Origin of the sequence: Rhodococcus sp. 05-2254-5 (genome assembly GCF_002258575.1) — a bacterium.
In the GTDB taxonomy this organism is placed as follows: Bacteria; Actinomycetota; Actinomycetes; order Mycobacteriales; family Mycobacteriaceae; genus Rhodococcoides; species Rhodococcoides fascians.
Window position 1 is genome coordinate 269603 of sequence record NZ_NOZG01000002.1, and the last position, 14474, is coordinate 284076.

Below are 14474 nucleotides of genomic sequence, written 5' to 3' on the forward strand. Positions count from 1 at the left end.
TTCGGTGCGGGCCGGCTCCGATCGTTGCGCAGAAGAGCGCTCACGAGATGGTGCGGAACCGGTGGATCGAATGGACTTGCTCCAAGGAGGGCTGGGTCAGCAGCCGGTCGTGTGTCGACACGACGCGCTGCAGACACGGCCGAGATCGACGTGGCGGCGCGCCACGAGTCGAATTCCTGAGTCGGTCACGGGTGCCATTGTGCCACGTCATCGACCGGGTGCCGACCGCGGCGGCCTATTTACCCCAAAATTCCGGTAAATAGGCTGGCAGGGTGCGAGTCGTGCGTGCACAACGCCCTGGGCGGCGCGTGGATCGGGCCGCCGGTGAACTCTGGGACACTGGAGTCCGTGAATACCGTCGTCGATACCTCCTCAGTCTTCGAGCTGCCGTCCGGCGCATTCGACGGAGTGGGGGAACGTGCGTTCGGGATCTACGTGCATGTGCCCTTCTGCGCCACGCGATGCGGGTACTGCGACTTCAATACGTATACGGCCGGGGAGCTGGGCACATCGGCGTCGCCGCAGTCCTGGTTGGAGGGCCTGCGCAGAGAACTCGACGCTGCGGCGAACCTGATCGGAACGGGCGCGGGTCGAGTACCGACGGCCGACACAGTCTTCGTCGGAGGTGGGACGCCGTCGTTGCTCGGCGGCGACGGCCTCGCGGACGTATTGGGCGCGGTCCGGTCGAGCTTCGGGCTGTCCGACGGTGCGGAAGTGACCACGGAATCGAACCCGGAATCGACGTCGCCTGCATTCTTCGAGCGGCTGCGGGACGCCGGGTTCACGCGGGTGTCTTTGGGAATGCAGTCCGCGGCGCCGCACGTTCTGGCGGTTCTGGATCGCACCCACACTCCGGGGCGAGCGGTGGCCGCAGCGAACGAAGCGTCCGCAGCCGGCTTCGAGCACGTGAACCTCGACCTCATCTACGGAACGCCGGGCGAGCGAGACAGCGATCTCGACCAGTCCCTCGCTGCGGTGCTCGACGCGGGTGTCGACCATGTCTCCGCGTACGCACTGATCGTCGAGGACGGCACCGCCATGGCGCGAAAGGTGCGCCGAGGTGAGTTGCCCGCACCCGACGACGACGTGTTGGCGAGCCGATACGAGCGCATCGACACGGCCATGAACGCAGCAGGCCTGTCCTGGTACGAGGTATCGAACTGGGCCGCCGATGCCGATGCGCGTTGCCGGCACAACATCGGCTACTGGGACGGCGGCGATTGGTGGGGTGCCGGGCCGGGAGCGCACAGCCACATCGGCGGCACGCGATTCTGGAACGTCAAACACCCGGCCACCTATGCCGATCGGCTCGCCGCGGGCGAGCTGCCGGTGCAGGGCAGTGAGCTGCTCACCGCGCAGGACCGTCATCTCGAAGAACTGATGCTGACCGTGCGTCTGCGCTCAGGAGTGCCGATGAGTCTGCTGGGGCCGACCGAGCTCGCAGCCGCCGAGCAGACCGTGGCGGACGGATTGATGGTGCAGCGAGGCGATCACCTCGTGCTGACCGACCGCGGCCGGTTGCTCGCCGACGCCGTGGTGCGCACCATCGCCGCGGCCTGAACGACCTGTTTCAGGCTGCAGTGTTCTCAGGGCCCTCGAACCCTCAGGCTCCCAGGGCGTCGTAGTCGAACACTCTGGCGTGCAACACCGTTCGACTGCGCAGCGCCGCCCGGACAGCGCGGTGCAGGCCGTCCTCGAGGTAGATGACGCCTCGGAACTGCACAGCATGGGGGAACAGGTCGCCGTAGAAGGTGGAGTCCTCGGACAACAACCGGTCGAGTTCGAGCACCTTGGTGGTGGTGACGATCTCGTCCAAACGCAGTTGGCGTGGAGGAATTCTCGACCAGTCCCTGATGGACAGGCCGTGCTCCGGGTAGGGCTTACCGTCTCGTACACCCTTGAAGATCATCGCGAGCCTCGAACCGCTGGACCGAATCGAAAGACAGTTTCCACTCGGACCACAGTAAGGCCTTGCACGAGCATGCGTTCCTCGGCTACTAGACTCGAGCGACGATTGACAACGAGAACGGAGGTGGGCACCGATGTCGAGCACCGACGACAGGCGGTTCGAGGTTCTGCGAGCGATCGTGGCGGACTACGTGTCCACTCAGGAGCCCGTCGGATCGCGTGCTCTTGTCGAGCGTCACAACTTGGGTGTGTCGAGTGCGACCGTGCGTAACGACATGGCTGTCCTCGAGGCAGAGGGCTACATTGCCCAACCGCACACCAGCTCCGGGCGGGTGCCGACCGACAAGGGCTACCGCCAGTTCGTGGACCGGATCGCCGACGTCAAACCGTTGTCAGCGGCCGAGCGTCGCGCCATCCTGGAGTTTCTCGAGAACGGCGTCGACCTGGATGATGTGCTGCGCCGCGGTGTTCGACTGCTCGCTCAGCTGACCCGGCAGGTAGCCGTGGTTCAGTACCCGACGCTGTCGGCGTCCTCGGTTCGACATCTGGAGGTCGTCGCCCTCACACCGGCTCGACTGCTGTTGGTGCTCATCACCGACTCCGGCCGGGTCGATCAACGCATCGTCGAACTCGGCGACGTCATCGACGACGAGAACTTGGCCCAGTTGCGGCGGTTGCTCGGCGGCGCACTGGAAGGCAAGCGGCTGGCGGCGGCGTCCGCAGCCGTGGCCGAGCTGGCCGAAAATTCACCTCCCGCCCTGCGTGACGCGATGATTCGTTCGGCCACGGTGCTGGTGGAATCGCTCGTCGAACATCCCGAGGAGCGGCTGGTTCTCGGCGGAACGGCCAATCTGACGCGCAATGCGGCGGACTTCGCGGGAGACGCAGGGTTTCCGGGATCGCTCCGAGCGGTACTCGAAGCGCTGGAAGAGCAAGTGGTGGTACTCAAGCTGCTCGCCGTGACGCAGGACACCCGCACCGTCACCGTGCGTATCGGCGAGGAGACGCAGGTCGAGGAGATGCGCGGAACATCGGTGATTTCCACCGGATACGGCTCTGCTGGCATGGTCCTGGGAGGGATGGGCGTTCTCGGCCCCACCCGAATGGACTATCCAGGAACAATCGCGTCGGTCGCGGCGGTTGCCAGGTACATCGGCGAGGTCCTGGCCGAGCGCTGACGCGAGCCGACGATCCATCGTCGGCCGCGGGGGCACAGCGGCCGCGACACAGCATCAACGAACGAGATTCATCTTCTAGGACGAAAGAGACGACGTGGCACGGGATTATTACGGGACTTTGGGCGTCGGCCAGCAGGCTACGGACCAGGAGATCAAACGCGCGTACCGCAAATTGGCGCGAGAGTTGCACCCGGACGTGAACCCGGACGAGGCCGCACAGGCCCGGTTCAAGGACATTTCCACCGCATACGAGGTGCTCTCCGATCCGGAGAAGCGTCGAATCGTCGACCTCGGCGGCGATCCTCTGCAGCAGGGCGGCGGCGGTGGTGGCGGCGGATTCGGCGGTGCCGGATTCGGGGGCGGCCTCGGCGACGTCTTCGAAGCGTTCTTCGGCGGCGGCGCAGGCGGTGGACAGCGCGGACCCAAGGGACGCGTACAACCCGGAGCCGATTCGCTGCTGCGCACCAAACTCACCCTCGACGAATGCGCCACCGGCGTCACCAAGCACATCACCGTCGACACGGCGATCCTGTGCGACCTGTGCACCGGCTCGGGCACCAACGGCGATTCCAAGCCCGTTCGGTGCGAGACCTGTGGCGGTGCCGGCGAAGTGCAGTCGGTGCAGCGCTCGTTCCTCGGCCAGGTCATGACCAGCCGTCCGTGCCCCACCTGCCGCGGTGCAGGCGAGACCATCCCGGACCCCTGCCGCAAGTGCGGCGGCGACGGCCGGGTGCGTTCGCGTCGGGACATCTCGGTGAAGGTCCCGGTCGGCGTCAGCAACGGCATGCGCATCAGGTTGGCCTCGCAGGGCGAGGTCGGGCCGGGTGGCGGCCCCGCAGGCGATCTCTACGTGGAAATCGTGGAGCAGCAGCACGAGGTGTTCGTCCGTGACGGCGACGATCTGCACTGCACCGTTCGCGTCCCGATGGTCGACGCGGCACTCGGGACGTCGGTGACGGTCGACGCCATCATCGACGGCCCGACCGAGATCTCGATCGAGCAAGGGACACAACCGAACTCGACGACGGTGCTGCGCGGGCACGGGATGCCCAAGCTCCGTTCCGGTATCCGCGGTGACCTGCACGCCCACCTCGAGGTCATCGTGCCGACCAAGCTGGACAGCAAGCAGACCCACCTGCTCGAACAGCTCAAGACCATGCGCGACCGCGATTCGGCGGAGGTCGTCACCACCGGTTCGGCGCACAGCGGTGGCCTGTTCTCGCGGTTGCGGGAAGCCTTCAGCGGGCGCTGATTCATGGCCCCCACGGTCTTCTATCTCACGCCGCTGCCGGCCGTGGGAGAGCTCGCCGTGCTCGACGGCAAAGAAGGTCATCACGCCGCGACCGTGCGGCGGATCCGAGTCGGCGAGCGGCTGCTGCTCAGTGACGGTGCCGGCGGTCTGGCCGATACGGTCGTCGTCGGTGCCGAGAAGAACCGACTCGAACTGACGGTGCAGTCGCGCACGGACATGCCGCGAGCCACGCCCACGGTGACGCTGGTTCAGGCGTTGCCGAAGGCGGACCGCTCCGAACTGGCGATCGAGCTGGCCACCGAGGCCGGGATCGACGCCGTGGTGCCGTGGCAGTCGGCGCGATGCGTCGCTCGCTGGGAAGGGCCCAAGGCGACCAAGGGGGTCGCGCGCTGGCGCAGTACCGCCGCCGAGGCGGCCAAGCAATCGCGTCGCGCATACATCCCCGAGGTCTCCGAGTTGCACGATTCACGCTCGGTGTACGCCCTCGTGAACCGGATCGTGGCGGGCGGCGGCATCGTCGCCGTGCTGCACGAAGCGGCCACCTCGGCATTTCGCGACCTGCCGTTCGATTCGGTGCCCGAGGTCGCGATCGTCGTCGGACCCGAGGGTGGCCTCGACGACAGAGAGATCGCGGCTCTGACCGAGGCGGGCGCGACCCCGGTGGTGCTGGGGCCGACGGTGCTGCGAACCTCGACGGCCGGAGCTGTTGCGTTGGGAGCTCTCGGCGTTCTGACGACGCGGTGGGCGCAACTTCCGCCCGATTTCCCGAACGCATGAGCGTTCGCATCAAGATCGCGTACGGCGATCATCCGGAACAGTTCGGTCACCTCTATCTGCCGTCCGCGCCGGTCACGCCCGCGACACCGGTGGTCGTGATCGTGCACGGTGGATTCTGGAGTGGGCAGTACGCGTCGAATCTGGGCACCCAGTTCGCCCGAGCTGTCGCCGGAGCCGGTGCGGTGGCCTGGAACATCGAGTACAGACGCGTCGGTGCGGGCGGGCACTGGCCGGAGATGCAAGCCGACGTGCGCGCCGCACTCGACGCCGTGGCCGGGGTGGTACAGCACCACGCCCCGGTCGGTGTCGACGATGTCCGCGTCATCGGGCACTCGGCGGGCGGCCACCTGGCAGTGTGGCTCGGCGGCGAAACCGACACGACGGTCCGGCCGTCGCGCATCGTCTCGCAGGCGGGTGTCCTCGATCTGGAGCCGCGCGGGGCGTCGGGACGTACCAATCCGGCGGTCGAGGCACTGCTGCAGGCCCGCTACGAAGACGAGCCCGAGCTGTACCGGTCGGCCTCACCTCTGGCCCGACTACCCATCGGCATCCCGACGATCTGTCTGCACGGATCCGATGACCTTCAGGTCCCGGCTTCGCAGAGCTCGAGGTACGTCGAGGCCGCACGAGCCGCGGGCGACGACGCGGAGCCGGCGATCGTGCCGGGCGAGGACCACTTCGCCTTCCTGAACCCGGATTCGCGGTGCTGGGCGCTCTCGCTCGAGGCCGTCCTGGGCGAGCGCCGTGGGTAATAGGAATGCGCATCGATCCTGCGGCGTTAAACTTGGTCCGAGCGCGACCTGACGGACGCGTTCGAAAACATCAGCGTCACCGGTCGAAACAAGAGAGCAGGCCATAGCCACCACGTGAGTGAACACAGCGAATTTCCCGCCGAGCGCGACGTTCGGTCCACCTTGGAGCTCGCCCCCGAAGCAGTGATGCCGCTGCTGGGACAGTCCGACGAGAACCTCCGGGCGCTCGAGCAGATGCTGACGGCCGACATCCATGTACGAGGAAACGCCGTGACGCTCACCGGGAAGGTGCCCGATGTGGCGTTGGCCGAGCGGGTGATCACCGAATTGGCGGCATTGGCCAAACGTGCTCAGCCACTGACTCCCGACGCAGTGCGCCGGTCGATCGCCATGCTCACCGAGGGGGTGTCGGATTCTCCCGCCGAGGTGCTGAGCCTGGACATTCTGTCGCGTCGAGGCAAGACCATTCGGCCCAAGACCTTGAACCAGAAGCGCTACGTCGACGCGATCGATGCCAACACGATCGTGTTCGGAATCGGTCCTGCCGGCACGGGCAAGACCTACCTGGCCATGGCCAAGGCAGTGCAGGCATTGCAGACCAAGCAGGTCAGCCGCATCATCCTGACGCGGCCTGCGGTGGAGGCAGGTGAGCGCCTGGGCTTTCTGCCCGGAACCCTGCACGAGAAGATCGACCCGTATCTGCGTCCACTGCACGACGCCTTGCACGACATGATGGACGACGAGGCCATCCCCAAGCTGATGCAGGCCGGAGTCATCGAGGTCGCGCCGCTCGCCTACATGCGTGGCCGTACGCTCAACGACGCGTTCATCATTCTCGACGAGGCGCAGAACACCACGGCCGAACAGATGAAGATGTTCCTCACGCGTCTCGGTTTCGGATCGAAGATCGTCGTCACCGGAGACGTGACGCAGGTCGACCTACCCGGCGGTGCCCGGTCGGGCCTTCGTGCGGCGTCGGAGATTCTCACCGATGTGGACGACATCCATTTCGCGCAACTGACCAGTAGTGACGTGGTGCGTCACCGGCTCGTCTCGGAAATCGTCGACGCCTACGAGCGCTTCGAGTCCGCATCGGAAGGCGTCATCGCGAACCGCGCGCAACGCCGTGCCGGTGGGCCGCGTTCGGCGAGAAGATGATTCAGGCGTACGGAAACGGTAATGCAGGCAACGAGAGCGTGGGTAGTGGCTAGATGAGTATCGAAGTGTCCAACGAGTCGGGGATGGACATCTCCGAGCCCGAACTGGTCTCGGTCGCACGGTTCGCGATCGCCGGCATGGACGTGCACCCCGCTGCGGAACTGTCCATGGTGCTGGTGGATTCGGCAACCATGGCAGATCTGCACATGCGCTGGATGGATCTGCCCGGCCCCACCGACGTGATGTCGTTTCCTATGGACGAGCTCGAACCGGGCGGTCGTCCCGATGCTCCCGAGCCCGGACCGGCGATGCTCGGAGACATCGTGCTGTGCCCGTCCTTCGCGGCGGATCAGGCCGCGGCAGCAGGACATTCGCTCGAACACGAGCTCGCGCTGCTCACCGTGCACGGCGTGCTGCACCTGCTCGGGTACGACCACGCCGAGCCGGACGAAGAGAAGGAAATGTTCGAGCTGCAGAACCGTCTGCTGGCCGAATGGTACGAGGACGCCAGGCGGGCGGAGCAGGCAGCCGAACAGGCCGTTCGAGACGCTCGGCTGCTCGGCAAGGCCGGCTTCGTCGACGGTCTCGACCGATGATGTGCGTGTTCGGACCAGCGGGAGTGCGGGGTCCTAGCGCGTGAGCAGTGCTGCCGCACTCATCGTCTTCGCCGTTCTGCTGGTTCCTCTCGGCGGCTTGTTCGCCGCAGTCGATTCGGCCCTGAACACCGTCTCGCGGGCGCGGATCGAAGACATGGTCAAGGACGAGCGACCGGGTGCCACCGGCCTCGTCGTCGTGGTTGCCGACCGCCCGCGGTACGTCAATCTCATGGTGCTGCTTCGTATTCTGTGCGAAATCGGCGGCACGGTGCTGCTCGCAGGCGGCCTGACCCAATTGATCGACTCGACCACCGCGCTCGTGATCACCGCTGTGGCAATGGTATTGGTCAGTTACGTCGTGATCGGCGTCGGTCCGAGAACGCTGGGTAGGCAGAACGCGTACTCGATCGCGCTCGCCGCAGCGTTGCCGTTGCGCGCCCTCGGCTGGCTCCTCGGGCCGATCAGCAGGCTGCTCATTCTCATCGGTAACGCGATCACCCCGGGTAAGGGATTTCGCAACGGCCCGTTCGCATCCGAGATCGAGCTTCGTGAGCTGGTCGACATGGCGCGCGAGCGCGGAGTCGTGGCCGACGACGAACGCCGAATGATTCAATCGGTGTTCGAGCTGGGCGATACCTCGGCCCGCGAGGTCATGGTGCCGCGGCCCGAAATGGTGTGGATCGAATCCGACAAGTCGGCGGGGCAGGCGACGTCGCTGGCCGTGCGCAGTGGGCACTCTCGCATCCCGGTGATCGGCGAGAACGTGGACGATATCGTCGGCGTGGTGTACCTCAAAGACCTTGTGCAGCAGACGTATTACTCCACCGACGGTGGGCGAGGCGTACAGGTCTCCGAACTGATGCGTCCGGCGGTGTTCGTGCCGGACTCCAAGCCGCTCGACAGTCTTCTCGCCGAGATGCAGCGAGACCGAAACCATATGGCGTTGTTGGTCGACGAGTACGGCGGCATCGCGGGCCTGGTGACCATCGAGGACGTCATCGAGGAGATCGTCGGGGAGATCGCCGACGAATACGACTCGGACGAGGTAGCACCCATCGAGCAACTCGAAGACGGACGGTTCCGGGTGTCCTCGCGGGTACCGCTCGAGGATCTGGGTGAAATCTTCGGTATCGACATCGAATCCGAGGAGGTCGATACCGTCGGCGGACTCCTCGGCTACGAGCTCGGCCGCGTGCCGCTGCCCGGTTCCGAAGTAACCACTCACGGGCTGTTGCTGCGCGGCGAGGGCGGAGCCGACCCGAAGGGCCGCGTCCGCATCACCACCGTGCTGGTCGAAAAGCTCGAACCCGACGAAGAATCCACCGAGGACGACGACTCGTCGGACGTCACTCACCAACACTGAAATCTGGAGGTGCTCGATGTCCGAGCAACACACCGAAGAGTTCCGATCCGGATTCGTCTGTTTCGTAGGCCGGCCCAACACCGGCAAGTCCACCCTGACCAATGCACTGGTGGGGTCGAAGATCGCCATCACGTCCTCGCGACCCCAAACCACGCGCCACACGATCCGCGGCATCGTGCACCGCGACCACGCGCAACTGATCCTCGTCGACACCCCGGGGCTCCACCGACCGAGAACGCTTCTGGGACAACGCCTCAACGACCTGGTGCAGGACACCTACTCCGAGGTCGACGTCATCGGACTGTGCATCCCCGCCGACGAGAAGATCGGACCGGGCGACCGGTGGATCCTCGAACAAGTGCGGCACATCGCGCCGAAGACCACCCTGATCGGCATCGTGACCAAGATCGACAAGGTCAAGAAGGAACGCGTCGTACAGCAGTTGATGTCGTTGTCGAAGTTGCTGGGCGAGAATTCGCACGTGATCCCGGTATCGGCCGAATCCGGTGAGCAGATCGAGAAGCTCGTCGACCTCCTGGCCTCCGAATTGCCGCCGGGTCCCGCCTTCTATCCCGACGGGGAACTGACGGACGAGCCGGAGGAAATCCTCATGGCCGAGCTGATCCGCGAGGCAGCGCTCGAAGGTGTCCGCGACGAGCTCCCGCACTCGCTGGCAGTGGTCATCGAGGAGGTCGTGCCGCGCGAGGGCCACGACAACATGCTCGATGTGCACGCGATCCTGTACGTCGAACGGTCCAGCCAGAAGGCCATCATCATCGGCAAGGGCGGTTCGCGACTCAAAGAGGTCGGCACCGCGTCGCGACTGCAGATCGAGAAATTGCTCGGTACCCGCATCTACCTGGATCTGCACGTCAAGATCGCCAAGGACTGGCAGACCGACCCCAAGCAGATGGGCAAGCTCGGCTTCTGACGTGCCCTGACGAGCAGGCTACGAGGTGTCGCTCACCCGGTTCCACCACGGCTCGGGGCGTCGGCGATGCCACTGCAGTACGTTCTCGAGTTGAGCGGCCACCGAGACCAGCAGAGGCTCTGTGGATTCGTGGCCCATCAGCTGCAGACCGATCGGTAGACCGGCTTTCGTCAGTCCCGCGGGGACGTTGACGCTGGGCCAACCGAGGACGTTCCACGGCCACGTGTACGGGCAGTGTTCGGTGATCACGCGGTCGGTGTCGGCGTTGGAGATGCCGTCGATGGCGTCGACCCGCGGAGGCGGCGTGGCCGTCGTCGGGGCGAGCACAATGTCGTAGTCGTCGAAGAACTGGCCGATGCGGCGGGCTATCCGTGGCTCCGCCGCGCGGGCCGCCCGCAGTGGTGCGCCGGCGAGGGCTCGTCCGCTCCGGGCGTTGGCTCGGGTGCGGGGGTCGGCCAGAGACGGGTCGGGCAGGCGGTCGAGCCAGGCCGCGACTCCGGCCAACGACCGCGGTAGGAAGTTGAGCCCCAACAACATTCCGTACGCAGGATCGTCGACGACCACGCGGTGACCGAGCAACCGCAGCACGGCAGCCATCTCGTACGCCGCAGCCGTGATCTCGGGATCGAGTGCCGCGGGTGTCGGAATGAACGGCTTGCGCAGACTCAACGCGATGCGCAGGGAACCGGGGTCGCGGCCGACGGCGTCCGAGACCGTCAGCGGAGTCGGCCGGTGCAGATCGCCGTCGTGCCCACCGGAGACCACGTCGAGAAGCAGGGCTGCGTCGGCCACCGTTCGGGCGAGCGGACCGATGACAGTGATGCCGTTGAACGCCTCGGCATCGGGCCAGGTGGAAATTCGGCCGCGCTGCGGCTTGATGCCGACGAGGTTGGTCCACGACGCCGGGATGCGCACCGAACCGGCACCGTCGGAACCCAAAGCGGCGGAAACCAATTCGGCTGCTACCGCGGCAGAGCTACCACCGGAGGAACCGCCCGGAGTCCGGTCTCGGTGCCACGGATTCCTCGTGTGGCCGAACGATCCGCCCGTGAACGGCCATTGCCCGAGTTCGGGACTGTTGGTCTTTCCCACGATGATCGCCCCTGCAGCACGCAGTCGGCGGACCACCTCGGAGTCCTCGGTGGCCAGCGGAAACCGGCCTGCGCAGCCGAATGCGGTCGGTTCGCCGACGATGTCGACGTCGTCCTTGACTGCGATCGGAACGCCGAGCAGGGGAGCGGACGAGCCCGCAGCAATCAGCCGATCGGCCTCGGCGGCTTCGGTGAGGGCGGCATCGCGTCGCACGATCCGGAACGCGTTGAGGGTGGGTTGACTGCGTTCTATGCGATCCAGTGCAGCGGTGACCACCTCGACCGAGGTGACGCGTCTCGACGCGAGTTCGGCAGCCTGAGCAACGAGTGTCGACCGATGGAAATCCACGTGTGCACAGTATCGACTCACCGTCAGCGCGGGAACGATCTTCGTCGACGCCCACGTGGGACACTGGAGAGCGTGAGGCCATACCGTGACAACGCAGTCGTCCTGCGCCAGCACAAGCTGGGTGAGGCCGATCGCATCGTCACGTTGCTGACCAGGGAGAACGGCATCGTCCGTGCGGTGGCCAAGGGGGTGCGCCGCACCAAGTCCAAGTTCGGCGCACGGCTGGAGCCGTTTGCGCACATCGACGTCCTGCTCTATCCCGGACGCAACCTCGACATCGTCACTCAGGTGCACACGGTGGACGCGTTCGGCGGGGACATCGTTGCCGATTACGGCCGGTACACCACCGGCTGCGCAGTCCTCGAAACCGCCGAGCGTCTGGCCGGCGAAGAACACGCCCCCGCGCAGCGCCTGCATCAGCTGACCGTCGGCGCGCTGCGTGCCCTTGCGCAGCACGTGCGGCCGCCCGAGTTGGTACTCGACGCGTATCTGCTGCGTGCGATGGGTTTCGCCGGATGGGCTCCCGCACTGACGGACTGCGCTCGATGCGCTGCGGTGGGGCCGCATCGTGCGTTCCACGTCGCCGCGGGTGGCGCTGTGTGCGTGCATTGCCGACCGCCGGGATCTGCGACGCCATCGACCGGTGTTCTGGATTTGATGGTGGCCCTCGAACGAGGGGAGTGGGACTACACCGTCACCACCTCCGATGCGGTCCGAAAGCAGGCCAGTGGCCTGGTGGCGGCTCATCTGCAGTGGCACCTCGAACGCCAGCTCCGCACACTTCCGCTCATCGAGCGCTCGCATCCACACCAGGTGCCGCTGGCCCAACCTGACTCCGTGTTCGCCGACACCGTCGGGCAGGATGGGGACCGTGATTCGACGACGCGAGCCGCAACACCGGCCTGACGAACGGCCGGCGGTTCGCCCGCCGGACCCGCACCCCTCGGGTGCGCGGCCGCCGATCTTGCAGCCGGAGCTGATTCCTCGTCACGTCGCTCTGGTCATGGACGGTAACGGCCGGTGGGCTCAGGATCGTGGATTGCCGCGAACCGCAGGGCACGAGCAGGGCGAAGCAGTACTGATGGATGCCGTCTGTGGCTGCATCGAAATCGGTGTGCAGTGGTTGTCTGCGTACGCTTTCTCGACGGAGAACTGGAAGCGCAGTCCCGACGAGGTCAAGTTCTTGATGGGTTTCAATCGCGACGTGATCCGGCGTCGACGAGACGAGATGAACGAGATGGGTGTGCGGGTGCGCTGGGCAGGTCGGCGACCGCGACTGTGGGGCAGCGTCATCAAAGAACTCGAAGTGGCCGAGGAGCTGACGAAGCACAACACGGTGATGACGCTGACCATGTGTGTCAACTACGGCGGGCGAGCCGAAATTGCCGACGCCACAAGGGAAATCGCGCGTCAGGTTGCCGCCGGAAAGATCAACCCGGAAAAGATCACCGAGGCGACCGTCGCGAAGTACCTCGACGAGGCGGACATGCCCGACGTCGACCTGTTCCTGCGTCCCTCGGGGGAGCAGAGAACCTCCAACTTCCTGCTGTGGCAGTCGGCCTACGCGGAGTTCGTGTTCCAGAAGAAACTGTTCCCCGATTTCGATCGTCGAGATCTGTGGGAGGCCTGCATCGAATTCGCGTCGCGGGACCGACGATTCGGTGGAGTGAAATATGAGTGACGATGTTTCTGGCCTCACCTTGCAGACGCGGGCTCAGTTGGCGCTAGCGCAGTTCGCCACTGTCACTGTGGGGGAGGAAGGCTCTCTGGGGTTCGACTATGCAGGTGCGCTGTGCTCGCTACGCGCGGTGCAGCTCTCGCCGGAGCTCGAGGTGCTTTCGCTCACCGCGGTGCTGGCGTGGGATCGACCGCTCAAGCCCGCACTACACAAGAAGGTAGCCGACCGCAACGCCGATTCGCAGTTCGGCGCGATTTCGGTCAACACCCACGACAAGCTCGCAGATGTGTTGTTGCGCTACACCTTTCCGGCCAACGGGTTGGACGACGAAGCGATGTTGACGATGTTGATTCTGGTGCTCGCCGGGGTCGAGAAGGCCCGCGAGGGTTTGCTGCCCTGAACGGTCGTCTAAGGTAAGCCTTTACTTACTCACGTGAAGGCGGTTGCAATGGCGGTTCGAGTGTCCAGAATGCTGACGGCAGTGGTGGCGGTGATGGCCATCGGCGCGTCCGCAACTGCCTGCTCCACAGCAGAACCCGACGACAGCGCGGCCCAGTCTGCAGACGGTGTTTTCCCGGTGGTCATCGACCACATCTACGGCAGCACGACCGTTCCGGAGAAGCCCACCCGCATAGTCACGCTCGGGGTGTCCGACGCCGATGCCGTCATCGCGCTCGGAACCGTCCCGGTCGGAAACACCGGATACACCTTCTACGAGACCGGACTCGGTCCGTGGACCGACGAGTTGGTGGGCGACGCACCACTGACGCTGCTGGGCTCGGAGTCCGAACCGAACTTCGAGCTGATCGCTTCTCTGCAACCGGATCTGATCACCGGGCTGAACGCCGGCTTCGACGAGGCCACCTACGCGCAACTCAGTGACATCGCCCCGACCGTCGCTCGACCGGCCGGATCGGCGGCATACGCCGTCGATCGCGAGGTGGCAACCGACACCATCGCCCGCGCGATGGGCGAATCCGATCGTGGCAAGGAGCTGAACGCCCAGACCACGGCTGCACTCGAACAGGTTCGAGCCGCACATCCGGAGTTCGCGGGTAAGACTGCCGCCGTGGTACTTCCGTACGACGGTCAGTTCGGCGCATATCTGCCGGGGGACGCGCGGGGGACGTTCGTCACGTCATTGGGCTTCGGGATTCCGGACCCGATCCTGGCCGAGGACAACGGAACCAACTTCTTCGTTCCGGTCTCGGCTGAGAACATCTCGAAGCTCGACGCCGATGTGGTGCTCTATCTCGGCACCGGCGACGACATCGACGTCGTGGCGGAGAATCCAATCTTCGGAACACTGACAGCCGCCCGCAACGACGCCATCGTTCCGTTGTCCACCGATCAGCGTGGGGCGATCACGTACAACTCGGTGCTGTCCATTCCGTTCGCCATCGATTCGGTGGTGCCTCGCCTGGCGGGTGCGGTGGGGTGA

At 65.6% G+C, this 14474-nt stretch carries 15 protein-coding genes; 13 read left to right on the top strand and 2 right to left on the bottom strand.

Going from position 1 to position 14474, the window contains the following annotated elements; genetic code table 11:
* Positions 1–348 precede the first annotated feature (348 nt).
* Positions 349–1560: a radical SAM family heme chaperone HemW gene (gene hemW, locus CH278_RS02345; protein ID WP_032391090.1), complete on the top strand. Its 1212-nt coding sequence runs from the start codon at positions 349–351 to the stop codon at positions 1558–1560.
* 43 nt (positions 1561–1603) lie between these two features.
* Here hemW and CH278_RS02350 read toward each other — a convergent pair whose 3' ends face one another.
* Positions 1604–1909 carry a type II toxin-antitoxin system VapB family antitoxin gene (locus tag CH278_RS02350; protein WP_027497503.1) on the bottom strand — a complete coding sequence of 102 codons (306 nt, stop codon included), beginning with the start codon at positions 1907–1909 and terminating at the stop codon, positions 1604–1606.
* 133 nt (positions 1910–2042) lie between these two features.
* On the opposite strand from CH278_RS02350, the gene hrcA reads away from it, so the two are divergent.
* The 8 genes from hrcA to era all read left to right on the top strand — a co-directional run bounded on the left by hrcA (position 2043) and on the right by era (position 9915).
* The gene (hrcA, locus tag CH278_RS02355; protein ID WP_032382760.1) at positions 2043–3086 is read left to right on the top strand and encodes a heat-inducible transcriptional repressor HrcA; all 1044 of its coding nucleotides are present in this window, start codon (positions 2043–2045) and stop codon (positions 3084–3086) included.
* A 94-nt stretch (positions 3087–3180) separates the two neighbouring features.
* Positions 3181–4338 (top strand): molecular chaperone DnaJ, encoded by a 1158-nt coding sequence (gene dnaJ / locus CH278_RS02360; protein WP_027497501.1) that lies wholly within the window; start codon positions 3181–3183, stop codon positions 4336–4338.
* A gap of 3 nt (positions 4339–4341) precedes the next feature.
* Entirely contained in the window at positions 4342–5115 is a 774-nt protein-coding gene (locus tag CH278_RS02365; protein ID WP_032390960.1) for a 16S rRNA (uracil(1498)-N(3))-methyltransferase, read from the top strand.
* On the top strand, positions 5112–5867 hold the full coding sequence (locus CH278_RS02370; RefSeq protein ID WP_032390961.1) for an alpha/beta hydrolase family protein: 756 nt from the start codon (positions 5112–5114) through the stop codon (positions 5865–5867). The genes CH278_RS02365 and CH278_RS02370 overlap by 4 nt, the downstream gene beginning before the upstream one ends.
* 114 nt (positions 5868–5981) lie before the next feature.
* Positions 5982–7025, top strand: coding sequence for a PhoH family protein (locus CH278_RS02375; RefSeq protein ID WP_027497498.1), 1044 nt, complete (start codon positions 5982–5984; stop codon positions 7023–7025).
* Between the two features lie 53 nt (positions 7026–7078).
* A complete protein-coding gene (gene ybeY, locus CH278_RS02380; RefSeq protein WP_032368173.1) occupies positions 7079–7621 on the top strand; it encodes an rRNA maturation RNase YbeY in 543 nt (180 codons plus the stop codon).
* Between the two features lie 40 nt (positions 7622–7661).
* Entirely contained in the window at positions 7662–8984 is a 1323-nt protein-coding gene (locus CH278_RS02385) for a hemolysin family protein (protein WP_027497496.1), read from the top strand.
* A gap of 16 nt (positions 8985–9000) precedes the next feature.
* The gene (era, locus tag CH278_RS02390; protein ID WP_027497495.1) at positions 9001–9915 is read left to right on the top strand and encodes a GTPase Era; all 915 of its coding nucleotides are present in this window, start codon (positions 9001–9003) and stop codon (positions 9913–9915) included.
* Positions 9916–9933: 18 nt separating this feature from the next.
* Here era and CH278_RS02395 read toward each other — a convergent pair whose 3' ends face one another.
* On the bottom strand, positions 9934–11355 hold the full coding sequence (locus CH278_RS02395) for an amidase (RefSeq protein WP_032368172.1): 1422 nt from the start codon (positions 11353–11355) through the stop codon (positions 9934–9936).
* Positions 11356–11427: 72 nt separating this feature from the next.
* Here CH278_RS02395 and recO point away from each other — a divergent pair, with 72 nt between their 5' ends.
* The 4 genes from recO to CH278_RS02415 are packed head-to-tail and all read left to right on the top strand — an operon-like array spanning position 11428 to position 14474.
* Positions 11428–12261 carry a DNA repair protein RecO gene (gene recO / locus CH278_RS02400; RefSeq protein WP_008715506.1) on the top strand — a complete coding sequence of 278 codons (834 nt, stop codon included), beginning with the start codon at positions 11428–11430 and terminating at the stop codon, positions 12259–12261.
* Complete coding sequence (locus tag CH278_RS02405) at positions 12227–13036, top strand: isoprenyl transferase (RefSeq protein WP_027497493.1); 810 nt, start codon at positions 12227–12229, stop codon at positions 13034–13036. The genes recO and CH278_RS02405 overlap by 35 nt, the downstream gene beginning before the upstream one ends.
* Positions 13029–13433 (top strand): hypothetical protein, encoded by a 405-nt coding sequence (locus CH278_RS02410; RefSeq protein WP_027497492.1) that lies wholly within the window; start codon positions 13029–13031, stop codon positions 13431–13433. The genes CH278_RS02405 and CH278_RS02410 overlap by 8 nt, the downstream gene beginning before the upstream one ends.
* A gap of 33 nt (positions 13434–13466) precedes the next feature.
* Positions 13467–14474: an iron-siderophore ABC transporter substrate-binding protein gene (locus CH278_RS02415; RefSeq protein ID WP_255182389.1), complete on the top strand. Its 1008-nt coding sequence runs from the start codon at positions 13467–13469 to the stop codon at positions 14472–14474.

Coding starts and splice junctions, on each gene's coding strand:
- CH278_RS02350 (WP_027497503.1), bottom strand. CDS start 1,909: ATGATCTTCAAGGGTGTACGAGACGGTAAGCCCTACCCGGAGCACGGC.
- hrcA (WP_032382760.1), top strand. CDS start 2,043: ATGTCGAGCACCGACGACAGGCGGTTCGAGGTTCTGCGAGCGATCGTG.
- CH278_RS02365 (WP_032390960.1), top strand. CDS start 4,342: ATGGCCCCCACGGTCTTCTATCTCACGCCGCTGCCGGCCGTGGGAGAG.
- CH278_RS02370 (WP_032390961.1), top strand. CDS start 5,112: ATGAGCGTTCGCATCAAGATCGCGTACGGCGATCATCCGGAACAGTTC.
- ybeY (WP_032368173.1), top strand. CDS start 7,079: ATGAGTATCGAAGTGTCCAACGAGTCGGGGATGGACATCTCCGAGCCC.
- era (WP_027497495.1), top strand. CDS start 9,001: ATGTCCGAGCAACACACCGAAGAGTTCCGATCCGGATTCGTCTGTTTC.
- CH278_RS02410 (WP_027497492.1), top strand. CDS start 13,029: ATGAGTGACGATGTTTCTGGCCTCACCTTGCAGACGCGGGCTCAGTTG.